Here is a 15892-nt window from a genome sequence, read left to right as displayed (position 1 = left end):
GATCGGAAGCTGTGGGTGTGAAGTTCGTTGGCAATCAGAAGATCTTGATCGGATTGACGATGTCGGCGGTCAGCGTGAGCACCATGAACCCGCCCATCACGACGACCACCGCGTAGGTGATCGGCATGAGCTTCAGGTAGTCGACGGGACCGCCTGCGGCCCGGCCGAACCACCCGCGAACGGTGTTGCGAGCCTTCTCGTAGCCGACGATGGCCATGTGCCCACCATCCAACGGTAATAGCGGCACCAGGTTGAACAAGCCGAGGAAGAAGTTGATGCTGATCAGCAGCATCAGGAAGATGCTCCACGCACCGCGTTCCGCGGCCTGTCCGCCCATCACCGACGCGCCGTAGACGCTGACCGGGGTGTCCGCGGCCCGCTCACCGCCGGTGACGGCGGTCCACAGGGCGCTCACCTTCGACGGCAGCGACAGCAGCGCGTCCCAGGTCGCCACGAACAGGTCACCGGTGAACGCGAACGCGCCGGGGATCACGGCCAGACCGTCGTAGTGGGTGATCGACGGCGGCGGGTCGAAGGTGATGCCGACCTTGGCGGTCTGTTCGGTGGTGGTCTCGCCTGCGCTGTTGACGACGACGGTGGACGGTTCCGGCGTGATGGTGAAGTTCAGTTGCTCGCCGCCGCGTTGCACGGTGAGATCAACCGGACCGGTCCCCTGCCCGATGAGCGGCGAGACCTCGGAGAAGTCCGACACCGACTGCCCGTTGACGGCGACGATCGTGTCGCCGGGCTGCAGTCCGGCGGCACCCGCGGGGCCGGTTCCCGAGCATGGGGCCGACACCGGCTCGGCGGAGTCCGAATATGTGGTGGACGACGGCACACAACTGGTCTGTGCGACGGTCGCCGGCACCGGGTCCTGGCTGATGTTGGGCAACCCCCAGATCGCACCCACCACGATGACGAGCACGAATCCGAGGATGAAGTTCTGCGCCGGACCGGCGAATAGGACGACCAGCCGCTTCCACGGCTTCTGCAGGTACATCGCACGTGGGCGGTCGGCGTCGGCGATCTCGTCGTAGGGCGTCATGCCGGCGATGTCGCAGAAGCCACCCAGCGGCAGGGCTTTGAGGCCGTACTCGGTCTCGCCTCGGCGCGTCGACCACACAGTCGGACCGAAGCCGACGAAGTAGCGCCGGACCTTCATGCCGGTCGCCTGCGCCGCCCACATGTGACCGCACTCGTGCCAGGCCACCGACAGCAGCAACGCCGCGGCGAACAGCACCACGCCCAGCGCGAAACTCACTGACTCACTCCATCCGAAATTGCCGCCACCAGCCGCGTTGCGCGCTCGCGTGCCCACCGGTCGGCGGCCAAGACGTCATCCACAGTACCTGGCTCGGCCCGCCACTGATCTGCCTCGCCGAGCACCTCGCCGATGATCTCGACGATGCGGGGAAAGCGGATCGCGCCGGCGAAGAAACCCGCGGCGGCCGCCTCGTTGGCGGCGTTGTAGACCGCGGTCGACGAACCGCCGGCCCGACCGGCGGCGCGCGCGAGCTCGATGGCCGGGAACACGTCGTTGTCCACCGGCTCGAATGTCCACGCGGATGCCGTCGAGAAGTCGCACGCCGACGACGAGCCCGGGACGCGGTCGGGCCACCCGAGCGCCAGCGCGATCGGCAGTTTCATCGACGGGGGTGACGCCTTGGCGATGGTGGCGCCGTCGACGAAGGTCACCATCGAGTGCACGATCGACTGCGGATGCACGGTGACGTCGATGCGGTCGTAGTCGACGCCGAACAGCAGATGCGCCTCGATCACCTCGAGCGCCTTGTTCACGAGTGTCGCCGAGTTGAGCGTGATCATCGGGCCCATCGACCAGGTGGGGTGGCGACCGGCCTGCTCCGGGGTGACGTCGTCCAGGGCATCGCGCGTCCAGCCGCGGAACGGTCCTCCCGACGCGGTGAGCACCAGCCGGTCGACCTCGTCGGGTGTGCCGCCGCGTAGACACTGGGCGAGAGCCGAGTGTTCGGAGTCGACCGGCACGATCTGCCCGGGCGCGGCCGCGTCGAGGACCAGGGATCCGCCGGCCACCAGCGACTCCTTGTTGGCCAACGCCAACCGCGCACCCGACCGCAACGCCGCGAGGCTGGGCCGCAGTCCGATGGAACCGACGACGGCATTGAGGATCACATCGGCCTCGACCGTGTCGATCAGGTCGCACATCGCGTCGGGTCCGCCGATCACGGTCGACCCGAGGCCGTCGGACAGCCTGCGCGCCGCATCCGGGTCGGCGAGCGCGAGCGCACCGGCCGGGATGCCGAATGCTTTGGCCTGCTCACGCAGCAGCCCGACGTTGCCGCCGCCGGCGCCGAGGCCGACCGCCGTGAAGCGATCGGGATGCTCGGCGATCACCTCGAGCGCCTGGACACCGATCGACCCCGTCGATCCCAGGATGAGTACGCGCGTCGTCACCGGCTCATTGTCCCGCCTGCGCCGAGTAGACCTCAAATCCCCCAGCTCACGATCGACCGACACCCACACTCCGTTGGCCGTGCCCCAGGATCTCGTCGATCGGGCCCGCCGGACCGTCGTCAGCCGGCTGGATGGACCGTCCGCCAGTGTTCGGCGATGTCGATGCGCCGGGTGATCCACACGTCGTCGTGGGACTGGATGTGGTCGAGGAATCGTTCCAGGGCGGCGAGGCGGGCCGGGCGCCCGACGAGCCGGCAGTGCAGGCCGACCGAGAGCATCTTCGGTGAGCCGGCCACCCCTTCGGCGTAGAGCACGTCGAACGCGTCGCGCAGGTGCGCGAAGAACTGCTCTCCCGACGGGAATCCGCCGGGAGAGGCGAACCGCATGTCGTTGGTGTCGAGGGTGTACGGCACCACGAGGTGATCGACCTGGTCGTCGCCGCGCGGCACCTTCACCCAGTACGGGAGGTCGTCGGCGTAGCTGTCGGAGTCGTAGAGGAATCCGCCTTGTTCGACGACGAGCCGCCGGGTGTTCGGTGAATCCCGGCCGGTGTACCAGCCCTGCGGGCGTTGCCCGGTGATCTCGGTCAGCAGGTCGATCGCCGCGTGCATGTGCTCGCGTTCAACGTATGAATCAACCAATTGGTAACTGAGCCAACGGTATCCGTGGCAGGCGATCTCGTCACCGCGTTCGACGAAGGCAGCCGCGGCCTCCGGGTTACGCGCCATCGCCTGTGCGACGGCGAATATCGTCAGCGGCAACTCACGCCGGGAGAACGTGCGCAGGATGCGCCACACGCCGGCGCGCGAGCCGTACTCGTAGATCGATTCCATGCTCATGTGCCGATTGGGGAATGACTGCGCGCCGATCATCTCCGAGAGAAAGGTCTCACTCCCCCGGTCGTTCTCGAGCACATTGTTCTCCGAGCCCTCCTCGTAGTTGAGGACGAACTGCACCGCGATCTTCGCGCCTCCGGGCCACTGCGGGTCGGGTGGTGTCGCGCCGTACCCGACCATGTCGCGGGGGTAGTGCTCACTGCGGTAGTCGGCCAGCGTTCGGTGCGCGGTGTCGGACATGGCGGCATTCTGTCACCGATCCGACCACCCGGCTCACCACCGTCGTTGGGACGACCCGCGCACTACTGCGATCTCGATGGGCTCGCTTCTCGACGAGCAATCCGCGGACCGGCTGACATCCCGCCGAGAGGTCGACGCCACACGCAGGGTGCGCCACGTTATGCTGATCCCGAACTACTACCGGCCGTCAGACTTCCCGTGACACCGGTAACACCGCACGCACAGTGAGGAGCCAGCGTGGCAAGCACCGAGGTTGAGCAGATCGACACCGGGTGGGTTCGCGAGCCCGCGGATGCGCCGTCGGCCCGCTTCGGCTGGCATCAGAGCGCGCGCAAGGGGTTCATGTTCGCCGGCTGGTTCTGTGTGATCGCTCTGCTGGGCATGCTGATCGGCAACCACACCGGGCGCGTGGAGGACCTCTACCTCATCGGATTCGCCCTGGTGCTGGTCTACTTCCTGGTCAAGCCCGCTTTTGCCAAGCGCGGTCGCTGGAAGAGCTGACTCAGCGCTCTTCGGCCGCGAGCTGACCGCACGCCGCGGCGATCTCCTGACCGCGGGTATCCCGGACGGTGCACGAGACGCCCTGCTCACGCACGCGGCGCACGAACTCCCGCTCGACGGGCTTGGGACTGGCGTCCCATTCCGAACCCGGGGTCGGGTTGAGCGGAATCAGGTTCACGTGCACCAACGATCCGAGGGCGCGGCGTAGCTTCTCCCCCAACATGTCCGCACGCCAGGGCTGATCGTTGACGTCACGGATCAGGGCGTATTCGATCGATACCCGACGGCCGGTGGTGTCGGCATAGTAGCGCGCCGCCTCGAGCACCTCGGCCACCGACCATCGGTTGTTGACCGGCACCAAGGTGTCGCGGAGTTCGTCGTCGGGCGTGTGCAACGACACCGCGAGGGTGACGGCCACGCCCTCGTCGGCGAGGCGCCGAATGGATGGTGCGAGCCCGACCGTGGAGACCGTCACCGATCGCGCCGAGATGCCGAGCCCGTCGGGTACCGGTGAGGTGATCTGCCGGACCGCGCTGACCACGCGCTTGTAGTTGGCCAGCGGCTCCCCCATGCCCATGAACACGATGTTCGACAGCCGCCCGGGTGGACCGAATTCGCCGTCGCGCAGTGACCTGGCGGCGGCGCGTACCTGGTCGACGATCTCGGCGGTCGACAGGTTGCGATCGAGGCCGCCCTGGCCGGTGGCGCAGAAGGGGCACGCCATCCCGCACCCGGCCTGGCTGGAGATGCAGAGCGTGTTGCGGTCCGGATACCGCATCAGCACGCTCTCGAGCAGCGTGCCGTCGTGGAGTCGCCACAGGGTCTTGCGGGTGTCCCCGCCGTCGCAGCCGATGTGGCGTACAGGCGTCAACAGGGAGGGGAACAGTTTGCCGGCCACGGCGTCCCGCGATGACGCGGGGACATCGCTCATCTCCTCGACATCACTGTTGAGGCGTCCGTAGTACTGCCGTGCGAGCTGATTCGCCCGGAACTTCGGCAACCCGAGTTCCTGCACCGCCTCGACCCGGGCAGTGTGATCGAGATCGGCGAAGTGGGTGGGTGGTCGCCCTCGTTTGGGCGCGTCGAACACGAGTGGCAATGAGGCCATATCGACATTGTCGCATGTCATGATTGGTGCATGACGACACCGGATCCGCAGCAACAGCAGCCACCGGTCGACGGCCCCGACCCGATCGGGAGTTCACCGCCGCCCGTGCCGGAGACCGACCCCGACCACCAGGCACTGATGGCGGAACGCGATGCCTTGCGGACGCGGGTCAAGAAGGTCGAGCACACCCGCACCCGAGCAACTTATTTCGGGGTGGTCATCGGCGCGATCGTCACCATTCTGCTGTTGGTATTCATCCTGCAGAACCTGGAATCGCAGCGGATCATGCTGATCTTCTGGGAGGTCAATCTGCCGCTCGGGGTCAGCCTGCTCATCGCGGCCATCGCGGGTGCGTTGATCGTCGCGGCGGTCGGCGGGCTTCGGATGCTGCAGATGAGTCGCGCACTACGCAAGGCGCGAAACTAACCAATCACAACAGGGCTGTCAGCACCGCCCACACGATGAACGCGGACGGCAGCAGCGAGTCGAGCCGATCCATGATGCCGCCGTGCCCCGGCAGTAGCGTGCCCATGTCCTTGATCCCGAGGTCGCGTTTGACCTGGGATTCGACGAGGTCGCCCAGCGTGGCGCAGACGACCAGCACCGGACCGAGGATCATCCCGATCCACCAGTGGGTGTCGAGCAGGAAGACCACACAGCCCACGGCGCCGCTGGTACCGACGACGAGCGACCCGACGAATCCCTCCCAGCTCTTCTTCGGGCTGATGGCGGGCACCATCGGATGCTTGCCGAACAGCACCCCGAACGCGTAGCCGCCGACGTCGGAACACACGACGACGACCATCAGTGTCGCGACCCGGGCCGCTCCCTGATCCTGCACCACGAGGTGCGCGCCGAATGCGGCGAGCAGGGGCAGCCAGGCGAGGACGAACACACTGGTGGCCAGGTTGTGCAGATAATTCTCCGGAGCCCGGTGGATGCCGTTGGCCAGGAGCATCCACACCATCAGGACCAGGACCGTCCCGGCGAATGCCGTCAGAATCCCGGTGGTCCCCCAGGGCCAGCCGGCCCAGATGATCGCCTGCCCGCCGACGAGCAACGGCCAGAACGCGATCTGGTAACCACCGTCCCGGAGGCGTTTGAACACCTCCCAGGTCGCCACGGCGAAGGACACGGCAACCAGGCCGTACCAGATCTTCGGGACGAACATCAGGATCACGATGATCGAGATCCCGAGGGAGAAACCGACTGCCAGAGCCGCGGGAAGGTTACGCCCGGCTCGCGACTTCTTTGTCGGATCCGGGGCGTCGGGCGGACTCTCGGAGGATTCTGTGGCCATCGGTTTCGGTGCGGAGGCGCGAGCGGCGTCCGCGCTCACACCTCGAGCAATTCGTTCTCTTTGTGTTTCACCAGGTCGTCGACTTGCGATACGTATCCCGCAGTGGTCTTGTCGAGTTCCTTCTCGGCGCGGGTGACCTCGTCCTCGCCGGCCTCGCCGTCCTTCTGGATACGTTTGAGCTCGTCGACGGCCTTGCGGCGGACGTTGCGGATCGCCACCTTCGCGTCCTCGCCCTTGCTCTTGGCCTGCTTGACCAGATCGCGACGACGATCTTCGGTGAGCTGCGGGATGGCCACCCGGATGACGTTGCCGTCGTTGGTGGGGTTGACGCCGAGATCCGAGTTGCGGATGGCGGTCTCGATGTCGCGCAGCGTCGAGGCCTCGTATGGCTTGATCACCACGAGGCGCGCTTCCGGGGTGTTGATGCCGGCGAGCTGCGTGATGGGGGTCAGAGCGCCGTAGTAGTCGATCGCGACCTTGTTGAACATCGCCGGATTGGCGCGGCCGGTGCGGATCGATCCCATGTCGTCCTTGGCGACACTGACCGCCTTCTCCATCTTCTCTTCGGCGTCCAGGAGCGCATCGTCGATCATCGTCGTCCCATATCTACTCGGTGCTGTGCGTGTTGGGTGGGTGTGCTCGCGACCATCAGGTGGCGACCAGGGTGCCGATCCGCTCGCCTGCCACTGCGCGGGCGATGTTGCCCTCCTCGAGCAAATTGAACACCAGGATCGGCATTTTGTTGTCCATACAGAGACTGAAGGCGGTCGCGTCGGCGACCTTCAGTTCCTTGTCGAGAACCTCTCGATGGGTGATCTCGGTGAACAAGGTGGCGTCGGGGACTTTGCGCGGGTCGGCGTCGAACACGCCGTCGACGTTCTTCGCCATCAACACGACCTCGGCCTTGATCTCCAGCGCGCGTTGCGCCGCGGTGGTGTCGGTGGAGAAGTACGGCATGCCCATACCGGCGCCGAAGATCACCACACGCCCCTTCTCCAGGTGACGCTGGGCTCGCAGCGGCAGGTAGGGCTCGGCGACCTGACCCATGGTGATGGCCGTCTGCACTCGGGTGTTGACCCCGCGCTTCTCCAGGAAGTCTTGCAGCGCCAGGCAATTCATCACGGTGCCGAGCATCCCCATGTAATCGGAGCGCGCACGGTCGAGACCCCGCTGCTGCAGTTCGGCGCCGCGGAAGAAGTTCCCGCCACCGATGACGACTGCGACCTGGACACCCGATCCGACGACCTCGGCGATCTGGTCGGCGACCGTCGCGACGACGTCCGGGTCGAGCCCGACGCCACCACCACCGAACATCTCACCGCCGAGTTTGAGAAGCACCCGGGTGAAACCGTGACGCTCGGCTTCCCGAGTGGCGGGCGTTTCGCTCATCCAACTTCCTCCACTGTTCGATTCAGTCGATATCGTACGTCCCGGCACGACGTGTGCGGCGTCATGCGGTGGCGCGGGGCGTCATTGCTTCGGTGGCCCAGACACACAGCGACCCCGCGCCGGATGGTGCCGACGCGGGGTTGCGGTATGGAGAGCCGGATCAGGCCTGGCCGACCTCGAAGCGGGTGAAGCCGTTGACGCTCACGCCGGCCTCCTCGAGGAGAGCCTTGACGGTCTTCTTGGAGTCCTGCACCGACGGCTGGTCGAGAAGCACGACGTCCTTGTAGAAGCCGTTGACGCGGCCTTCGACGATCTTCGGCAGCGCCTGCTCGGGCTTGCCCTCTTCCTTGGCGGTCTGCTCGGCGATACGACGCTCGTTCTCGACGATGTCGGCGGGGACCTCGTCACGCGTGGCGTACTTCGCCTTCAGCGCGGCGACCTGCATCGCGGCGCCGCGGGCGGCCTCTGCGGCCTCCTCACCTTCACCGGTGTAGGAGACGAGCACGCCGACGGCGGGCGGCAGATCCGATGCACGCTTGTGCAGGTACACCGCGACCGGGCCGTCGTGGTAGGCCACGCGACGCAGTTCGAGCTTCTCACCGATCTTGGCCGACAAAGCCTGCACGGCGTCGTCGACGGTGCCGTCGCCGAGCTTGGCAACCTTCAGCGAATCGATGTCGGTGGTCTTCTCCGCGGCGGCGACCGCCACGATCTGATCGGCGAGTTCCTGGAACTCGGCGTTCTTGGCGACGAAGTCGGTCTCGGAGTTGATCTCGACGAGCGCGCCGTCCTTGGCGGCCACGAGGCCTTCGGCGGTGGAGCGCTCGGCGCGCTTGCCGACGTCCTTGGCGCCCTTGATGCGCAGTTCCTCGACGGCCTTGTCGAAGTCGCCGTCGTTGTTGGCCAGCGCGTTCTTGCAGTCCAGCATTCCCGAGCCGGTGAGCTCGCGAAGTCGTTTCACATCGGCTGCGGTGTAGTTCGCCATCGTTGGCGAGCCTCCTTAGAGAGAGTGTCGGATGTCTGTCCGGGCCGGGTCACGACCCGGACAGACCTCGGGACCTGTACGAGCGATCCCGCTGCTACTGGGCCGGTGCGGCAGAGCCGGCGTCGCCCCCGGCAGACGCGGTGGCCTGGGTGAGCAGCTCCTGCTCCCACTCGGCCAGCGGCTCGCCGCCGCCCGCCTCCGGCTTGGAGTCGTCGGACGACTGGCCGGCGCGTGCCTGCACGCCTTCGGCGACGGCCGAGGCGACCACGCGGGTCAGCAGTGCGGCGCTGCGGATCGCGTCGTCGTTGCCCGGGATCGGGTAGTCGACGAGGTCGGGATCGCAGTTGGTGTCGAGGATCGCGATGACCGGGATGTTGAGCTTGCGTGCCTCACCGACAGCAATGTGCTCCTTGTTGGTGTCCACAACCCAAACGGCAGACGGCACCTTGGCCATATCTCGGATACCACCGAGGGTGCGCTCCAGCTTGTTCTTCTCACGCGTGAGCATGAGGATTTCCTTCTTGGTGCGACCCTCGAAACCACCGGTCTGCTCCATGGTCTCGAGTTCCTTCAGACGCTGCAGGCGCTTGTGGACGGTCGAGAAGTTGGTGAGCATGCCACCGAGCCAGCGCTGGTTCACGTACGGCATGCCGACGCGGGTCGCCTCTGCGGCGATCGACTCCTGCGCCTGCTTCTTGGTGCCGACGAACAGCACGGTGCCACCGTGGGCGACGGTCTCCTTGACGAACTCGTACGCCTTGTCGATGTAGGTGAGCGTCTGCTGCAGGTCGATGATGTAGATGCCGTTGCGGTCGGTGAAGATGAACCGCTTCATCTTCGGGTTCCAACGGCGGGTCTGATGCCCGAAGTGTGCGCCGCTGTCCAGCAGCTGCTTCATGGTCACGACAGCCATGTCGTCTTGATCCTTTGTGTGCAGTTGATGTCGACACCGGTTGATGCCGACCCTGGCGCCTGCTGCCGTGGTGGACCCGGTCGCGACGAAGCCGCTTCCGGGACCGCCCACCCGGCGTTGTGGACGTCGTCGTCATCGAGGACGACGGGTCGCTACGCAGGCGCGCGAAGTCACCTCACCGATCTGCGATGAGGTGCGTCAGCGAGTTTACGCCGGTCAGCTGCGGAAAACCAAAATCGCCGGCGCCCGGCGCCCGATGCCGACCGGCCCCGAAACCCACCGCGCGGAAATTGCCGGGAGCCACCGGCACTCCTCGTGCGTCTGAAGTTCATGACACCACCGAGTCCCGGGCTGCGGGGACTGCACTCGAGAGCGCTGCGCGCGGCACTCACGGTACTCGCGGAACTGCTGGTCGTCGCGCTGCTGGTGTGGCTCATACCCGCACTGGCCTGGGCGGAGACGAGACGGTTCGTCGCGCCCCTGGACTCAGGGCCGACGGTGGTACGCACGTTCGATCCGCCACGACAGCGCTGGGAGCCGGGCCACCGCGGCGTCGACCTGGCGACGTTCCCGGGCGCTGCGGTACGCGCCGCCGGGGCCGGCCGGGTGCGTTTCGCCGGCGTGTTGGCCGGCCGGCCGGTTGTCTCGATCCAGCATCAGGGTGAGCTGATCACGACCTATGAACCTGTCCGCGCATCGGTGCGGCAGGGCCAATCGGTGCGGCGCGGTGAGGTCATCGGTGTCGCCGTCGTGGGTCATCCCGGCTGCCCGGTCGCGGCGTGCCTACATTGGGGTGCTCGCCGTGGCAGCGCACGGTCGGCGGTCTACCTGAACCCGATGGGTCTGCTGGGTGCGGTGCGGGTGCGCCTCAAGCCCGTCGGTGACGACCTCACGCTCGCGGATGGGCCTGCCGGTGGACTGCGCGTAACCGTTCCACGCTGACGTGGGTGTAGATCTGCGTGGTAGCCAACGACGAATGACCGAGCAATTCCTGCACCACCCGCAGGTCGGCGCCGCCCTCGAGCAGGTGGGTCGCGGCGCTGTGACGCAGGCCATGCGGTCCGACGTCGGGCGCGCCTGCCTGCTGGACCGCCCGGTGCACCACAGTGCGGGCCATCCGCTGATTCAGCCGACCACCTTTGGCACCGAGCAGGAGCGCGTCGCCGGATCGGGCGTCCGCGAGCGCCGGCCGGCCATCACCCAACCACCGGTCGATGGCGCGCTCGGCGGGCTCACCGTAGGGCGCCGACCGCTGTTTGTTGCCCTTGCCGATCACCCGCAGCACCCGGCGGTCACGGTCGACGTCGCCGATGTCGAGTCCGCACAGTTCTCCGACACGGATTCCGCTGGCGTACAACAACTCCAGGATCACGGCGTCACGGATCACGATGGGGTCGTCCGCGGTCGACGACGCATCGACGGCGGCGAGGGTCGCCGCCGCCTGGTCGGGTGCGAGCACCGTCGGAAGGCTTCGGTGCGATGTCGGGGCCTGCAATCGGGTCGACGGGTCGCCGTCGAACACGCCTTCCCGGGACGCCCAGCTGCAGAACGCCTTGGCGGATGAGACCTGACGGGCGATCGTCGTCCGCGCAGCACCCCGGCGTGTGTGGTCGGCGAGCCATGATCGCAGCAGCGCCAGGTCGACGTCATCGACGCTGACTCCGCGCGCGCCTGCATACGCGACGAGTCCACGCACGTCGCCGATGTAGGCGCGCACGGTGTGCTCGCTGTGACCCTTTTCGTAGCGCAGGAAGGCCGCGAACTCGTCGATGAGCCCGCTGTGCGCCTCGTGACCGTCGGTCATGGACCGACCCAAGCGCGCCGACGTACACCGCGCAACCGGCCACGCGGGGCGTTGCCGGATCGTGGCCGAGTCGGCGTCACGGCCGACGAGGTGCCGGGGCAGTTCCGGATGTGATCCGACGACTACGCGCCGGCGGTGGCCGCTTCCTCTGCCGCACGGAGTTCCGACTTCCACTCGCGGAAGCCCTCTTCGGTGCGGCCGCGCCGCCAGTACCCCGAGATGGAGGCGTTCGACGCGCTCACACCACGCTCCTTGCGAACGTAGCCGCGAAGGTTGTGCATGACCGCCTGCGCCTCGCCGTGGATGAACACGTGCGGCTCACCGTCGAGCCACTCGGCGTCGCGGACTGCCTGGATGATCGGTGCGTTGTCGCCCGCGTTGTCGTCGCCGACCTCGCCGGCGGGAGCGCCGCGGTGGATCCAGACGATGTCGGCGCCGGCCGGGGCCGTCAGCGAGATCTCGTCCTCGGGCCCGGCCACCTCGATGAACACCTTCGCGACGGCGTCGGCGGGAAGAGCTTCCAGCGCAGCGGCCAGCGCGGGCAGACCGGCCTCGTCGCCGGCCAGCAGGTGCCACGGGGCGTCCGACCGCGGGCGGTAGCCACTGCCCGGCCCGATGAATCGGATCGTGGTGCCCGGTTCGACGGTCGCGGCCCACGGACCGGCGATTCCCTCGTCTCCGTGCACGACGAAGTCGACGGCGATCTCCCGAGCTGCCAGGTCGATCGCCCGGACCGTGTAGGTCCGCAGCACCGGCTGTTCCCGGCGCGGCATCAGACGGATCAACTTGCGGTCGAAATCACGGCCCCGATACGGCGCACCGTCCGGACCGAACGCCAGCTTGATGTACATGTCGGTGTCCCAGGTGGCGGGCTCGCCTGCCGGGACGAAGTCGTCGAATCCGGCACCCCCGAGGTACAGGCGCACCAGGTGCGGGGTCAGTTGCTCACGACGAAGTACGGTCATGACGTTCAGGTTCTTGGCCATGAAGCCTCCTCTCGGCCACCCACCCTACGCTTCTTAGGTAAGCCTAAGTCAACCGATCCGCGTCCACCCCGGTTTGTGAAGTGATCTAATCTGGGAGTTCAAGTCGTTGAATGTCCCATTTCTCCAGTTCGATCGAGGGTTGCCATGCCGGATTCGTCGTCGTCGAGACGAGGATCCCGCCTCACCGTCGACGATTGGCTCAACGCGGCGATGCAGGTGCTCATCAGCGACGGCGTCGGTGCCATCAAGATCTCCCGACTGTGTGAGCGGCTCGGGGTCACCAAGGGCAGCTTCTACTGGCATTTCACCGACATCTCCGCGTTGATGACTGCGCTGTCCGACCACTGCCGTGCAGTCGAGGAAACCGCACGCCAGATGTTGGCGGACCTGGAGAAGCTGCCGCCGATCGAACGCATCCAGACGATGGGCCAACTCGTCAGCGATACCCGCCGACGTTCCGTCGAGGCGGCCGTGCGTGCCTGGGCCGAGACCGACCCGACCCTCGAGGCGTCGGTGGTGGCTCTGGACCACACCGTGTTCGAGGTCGCCCGCACCGCCTTCGTCGAACTCGGGTTCTCGGATGTCGACGCGCACGCCCGCGCCACCGCACTCGTCTATGTCGGGATCGGATACATGCAGGGCGGAGAGCGGGTGGAAGCGCCGACCGAGGATGACAAGCGCATCTTCGTCGAGATGCTCACCCGGAGGTAGTACGCGAGGCCTCGACCGACCGGCGGGCTCATCTGGCCAACTTCCACGCGCCGTCGACGTTCTGGACGTGGCCGCTCACGTCCATCCGCGCCAGGGCCGACCGCACGACCGCGAGGTCGAGGCCGGCGGAGAACGCGATCTCGTCGATGGTCACCGCGCCACGACCGGGAATCGCGTCGTGCACCCGCTTCTCGTCGGAAGACAGCGAATCGGTGGACCGTGCGCGACCACCACCGGTCCCGAGCGTCGCGTCGGGTGCGGACAGGGCGAGGGCCGAAGGCGCATCGAACACCAGCACCGCCGATCCGTCGGCGATCATCTGATGGCATCCGACCGACGTCGCCGACGTGACCGGTCCGGGCACCGCCCCCAGCGGTCGTCCGAGCTTTCGAGCCCACGCCGCCGTGTTCGCGGCCCCCGATCGGCGGCCGGCCTCGATCACGATCACTGCGTTCGCCATCGCCGCGACCAGCCGGTTACGGGTGAGGAAGCGATGTTTCGCGGCGGTGGTGCCGGGCGGGTACTCGGACACCACGAGACCGTGTGCCGCGATCTCGCTGATCAACCGCGCGTGGCCGGCCGGATACTCGCGATCGATTCCGCACGCCATCACCGCTATGGTCGGTGCACCGCAGGCCAGCGCCGCACGGTGTGCGGCCCCATCGATGCCGTAGGCAGCCCCGGAGATCACCGCCACTCCTTCGGCCGCGAGTCCGCCCGCGAGCGACGACGTCACCTGTTCGCCGTAGGACGATGCCGCCCGGGAGCCGACGAGAGCGATCCCCGCGCCGGCCATCTCATCGAGCCGGCCCGGCCCGCGGACCCACAGCGCGAGCGGCTCTCCACCACGGAATGCGGTGTCGGCCTGGCCCAGTGCCATCAGCTGCCAGCCCGGCCATTCGTCGTCGGCCCTGGTGACCAGCCGAGCACCGACCCGATCGGCGATCTCGAGGTCCTCGCCCGACATGTCGGTATCGGCCCGCGCTCCGGTCACCTCGAGGGCGGCCTCGTGGCCACGCGGCACTGACCGCGACCGAATCGCATCGGCAGCGTCGACAGGGCCGAGGTCGTCGCACAGCGCCAGGACCGCCGCACTCGGCGGCTCCGCGGCACGAGCGAGGTACGCCCACGCCCGGCACTCCGCATCGTCGCGGGCCCCCATCAGCGTCCGCCCCGATCGCGGTAGAGCAACGCTTCGGCGACCTCGGTCTCGCCGGGTTGCTCGGCGCCCTTGAGGTCCGACAACGTCCATGCCAGGCGGATCGCCCGATCCGCACCGCGTGCGGTGACCCGGCCGTCACGCAGAAACAGCTCCACCGGACGCAACGCGGCCGGTGAAAGGCGAAAGCGTTGTCGGAGAGCAGATCCGGGTACCTCGGCGTTGGTCAGCCATCCGTGTTCACCCCAGCGCTCGATGGCGGCGCCACGGGCGCGCGCCACCCGTTCGCGTACCGCGGAGCTGGGTTCCTCGACGGCGGTCATCAACGCCGCGTTGCCCGGTGGGTCCATGCGCACACGGATGTCCACCCGATCCATCAACGGTCCGGACAGTTTGCCGAGGTAGCGGCGCCGGGCCATCGACGAACAGACACAATCGATGTCGTGGGCAGGCGCGCACGGACAGGGGTTGGCGGCCATGATCAGCTGGAACCGGGAAGGATAGGTCGCGACACCGTCGCGACGTGAGACCCGCACCTCGCCCTCCTCGAGCGGCTGGCGCAGTGAGTCGAGAACCTTCGGGCCCATCTCGGCACACTCGTCGAGGAATAGCACACCGCGATGCGCACGTGACACCGCACCCGGCCGTGCCAGTCCGGTACCGCCGCCCAGCAACGCCGTGACCGACGTGGTGTGGTGCGGTGCGATGAAGGGCGCATCGGTGACCAGCGGATGGCCGGCTCGCAGTGTGCCCGCGATGCTGTGGATGGCGGTGACCTCCAGAGACTCCTCGCTCCCCAGTGGCGGCAGAATGCCGGGCAGGCGGCGGGCGAGCATCGTCTTGCCGATGCCCGGCGGCCCGGTCATCAGGACGTGATGGGCACCGGCGGCGGCGATCTCGAGCGCGTGCCGGGCCTCCGACTGACCGACCACGTCGGCCATGTCGTGTATCTCGGCGGGTGGCGGAACCACCGCGGCATCGCTGACGGTGTCGAGTACCAGGTCTCCCTTGAGCCAGCCGGCCACATCGCGGAGGCAGCGGGCGCCGCCGATGTCGAGATCGGCGACCAGCACCGCTTCGGCGACGTTCGGCATCGGCACCACCGCGTGCGTGTAGCCGCGATCGCGCGCGTGTTTGAGCGCCGGCAGAACTCCGCGGACCGGGCGGAGCCCACCGTCGAGCCCCAGCTCGCCGAGAAACACGGTCTTGGCGGCCCGCGTCGTGTCGACCTGGCTGGTCGCTGCCAGAATGGCCAGCGCCATGCCCAGATCGAAAGACGATCCGCCCTTGGGGAGATCGGCCGGAGCCAGCGACACGGTCACCTTGAGGTCGGGAAACTTGAATCCGCTGTTGGTGATCGCCGGGCGCACCCGGTCCCGCGCCTCTCGCAACGACGCATCCACTTTGCCGCCGACGCAGAATCCGGGGAGGCCGTGGCCGACGTTGGCCTGGATCTCGATCTCGTTGGCCTGAAATGCGTTGAGGCCGACGGTGTGCGTGCGACCGAGTCCGGTCATCATCGACGGG

The 15892-nt window shown here is 67.5% G+C and carries 17 protein-coding genes; 4 read left to right on the top strand and 13 right to left on the bottom strand.

The window, feature by feature from the left end; translation table 11 throughout:
• Positions 1 to 34 precede the first annotated feature (34 nt).
• From V1Y59_RS06565 to puuE, 3 genes are all read right to left on the bottom strand, one after another.
• Positions 35 to 1261: a M50 family metallopeptidase gene (locus V1Y59_RS06565; protein ID WP_330504019.1), complete on the bottom strand. Its 1227-nt coding sequence runs from the start codon at positions 1259 to 1261 to the stop codon at positions 35 to 37.
• Positions 1258 to 2433 carry a 1-deoxy-D-xylulose-5-phosphate reductoisomerase gene (gene dxr / locus V1Y59_RS06560; RefSeq protein WP_330504018.1) on the bottom strand — a complete coding sequence of 392 codons (1176 nt, stop codon included), beginning with the start codon at positions 2431 to 2433 and terminating at the stop codon, positions 1258 to 1260. Before dxr ends, V1Y59_RS06565 begins: the two co-directional genes overlap by 4 nt.
• 119 nt (positions 2434 to 2552) lie before the next feature.
• Positions 2553 to 3509 carry an allantoinase PuuE gene (gene puuE, locus V1Y59_RS06555; protein WP_330504017.1) on the bottom strand — a complete coding sequence of 319 codons (957 nt, stop codon included), beginning with the start codon at positions 3507 to 3509 and terminating at the stop codon, positions 2553 to 2555.
• 237 nt (positions 3510 to 3746) lie between these two features.
• Between puuE and V1Y59_RS06550 the strand changes: the two genes are divergently transcribed.
• A complete protein-coding gene (locus V1Y59_RS06550; RefSeq protein WP_330504016.1) occupies positions 3747 to 4010 on the top strand; it encodes a DUF2631 domain-containing protein in 264 nt (87 codons plus the stop codon).
• 1 nt (position 4011) lies between these two features.
• On the opposite strand, the gene rlmN is transcribed toward V1Y59_RS06550, so the two are convergent.
• On the bottom strand, positions 4012 to 5118 hold the full coding sequence (rlmN, locus tag V1Y59_RS06545) for a dual-specificity RNA methyltransferase RlmN (protein ID WP_330504015.1): 1107 nt from the start codon (positions 5116 to 5118) through the stop codon (positions 4012 to 4014).
• Between the two features lie 30 nt (positions 5119 to 5148).
• On the opposite strand from rlmN, the gene V1Y59_RS06540 reads away from it, so the two are divergent.
• The gene (locus V1Y59_RS06540; RefSeq protein WP_330504014.1) at positions 5149 to 5544 is read left to right on the top strand and encodes a LapA family protein; all 396 of its coding nucleotides are present in this window, start codon (positions 5149 to 5151) and stop codon (positions 5542 to 5544) included.
• A gap of 4 nt (positions 5545 to 5548) precedes the next feature.
• Here V1Y59_RS06540 and V1Y59_RS06535 read toward each other — a convergent pair whose 3' ends face one another.
• The 5 genes from V1Y59_RS06535 to rpsB form a co-directional block, all read right to left on the bottom strand.
• On the bottom strand, positions 5549 to 6418 hold the full coding sequence (locus V1Y59_RS06535) for a phosphatidate cytidylyltransferase (RefSeq protein WP_330504013.1): 870 nt from the start codon (positions 6416 to 6418) through the stop codon (positions 5549 to 5551).
• Between the two features lie 35 nt (positions 6419 to 6453).
• On the bottom strand, positions 6454 to 7011 hold the full coding sequence (frr, locus tag V1Y59_RS06530; RefSeq protein WP_330504012.1) for a ribosome recycling factor: 558 nt from the start codon (positions 7009 to 7011) through the stop codon (positions 6454 to 6456).
• A 55-nt stretch (positions 7012 to 7066) separates the two neighbouring features.
• A complete protein-coding gene (gene pyrH / locus V1Y59_RS06525) occupies positions 7067 to 7807 on the bottom strand; it encodes a UMP kinase (protein ID WP_330432311.1) in 741 nt (246 codons plus the stop codon).
• Positions 7808 to 7967: 160 nt separating this feature from the next.
• A complete protein-coding gene (tsf, locus tag V1Y59_RS06520) occupies positions 7968 to 8792 on the bottom strand; it encodes a translation elongation factor Ts (protein WP_330504011.1) in 825 nt (274 codons plus the stop codon).
• Positions 8793 to 8886: 94 nt separating this feature from the next.
• Positions 8887 to 9705: a 30S ribosomal protein S2 gene (gene rpsB / locus V1Y59_RS06515; protein ID WP_330504010.1), complete on the bottom strand. Its 819-nt coding sequence runs from the start codon at positions 9703 to 9705 to the stop codon at positions 8887 to 8889.
• A gap of 330 nt (positions 9706 to 10035) precedes the next feature.
• Between rpsB and V1Y59_RS06510 the strand changes: the two genes are divergently transcribed.
• A complete protein-coding gene (locus V1Y59_RS06510; protein WP_330504009.1) occupies positions 10036 to 10647 on the top strand; it encodes a peptidoglycan DD-metalloendopeptidase family protein in 612 nt (203 codons plus the stop codon).
• Here the strand turns inward: V1Y59_RS06510 and V1Y59_RS06505 are convergent.
• Complete coding sequence (locus tag V1Y59_RS06505; protein ID WP_330504008.1) at positions 10595 to 11509, bottom strand: tyrosine recombinase XerC; 915 nt, start codon at positions 11507 to 11509, stop codon at positions 10595 to 10597. The genes V1Y59_RS06510 and V1Y59_RS06505 overlap by 53 nt on opposite strands.
• 122 nt (positions 11510 to 11631) lie before the next feature.
• A complete protein-coding gene (locus V1Y59_RS06500; protein ID WP_330504007.1) occupies positions 11632 to 12495 on the bottom strand; it encodes a siderophore-interacting protein in 864 nt (287 codons plus the stop codon).
• 144 nt (positions 12496 to 12639) lie between these two features.
• Here V1Y59_RS06500 and V1Y59_RS06495 point away from each other — a divergent pair, with 144 nt between their 5' ends.
• Positions 12640 to 13206: a TetR/AcrR family transcriptional regulator gene (locus V1Y59_RS06495; RefSeq protein WP_330504006.1), complete on the top strand. Its 567-nt coding sequence runs from the start codon at positions 12640 to 12642 to the stop codon at positions 13204 to 13206.
• A gap of 28 nt (positions 13207 to 13234) precedes the next feature.
• Here V1Y59_RS06495 and dprA read toward each other — a convergent pair whose 3' ends face one another.
• On the bottom strand, positions 13235 to 14368 hold the full coding sequence (gene dprA, locus V1Y59_RS06490; RefSeq protein WP_330504005.1) for a DNA-processing protein DprA: 1134 nt from the start codon (positions 14366 to 14368) through the stop codon (positions 13235 to 13237).
• On the bottom strand, positions 14368 to 15882 hold the full coding sequence (locus tag V1Y59_RS06485) for a YifB family Mg chelatase-like AAA ATPase (protein ID WP_330504126.1): 1515 nt from the start codon (positions 15880 to 15882) through the stop codon (positions 14368 to 14370). Before V1Y59_RS06485 ends, dprA begins: the two co-directional genes overlap by 1 nt.
• Positions 15883 to 15892 lie beyond the last annotated feature (10 nt).

This window comes from Gordonia prachuapensis (genome assembly GCF_036350515.1).
GTDB classification, from domain to species: Bacteria; Actinomycetota; Actinomycetes; order Mycobacteriales; family Mycobacteriaceae; genus Gordonia; species Gordonia prachuapensis.
The sequence above is the reverse complement of the archived record's forward strand: the minus strand, read 5'-3'. Positions and strand labels throughout refer to the sequence as shown.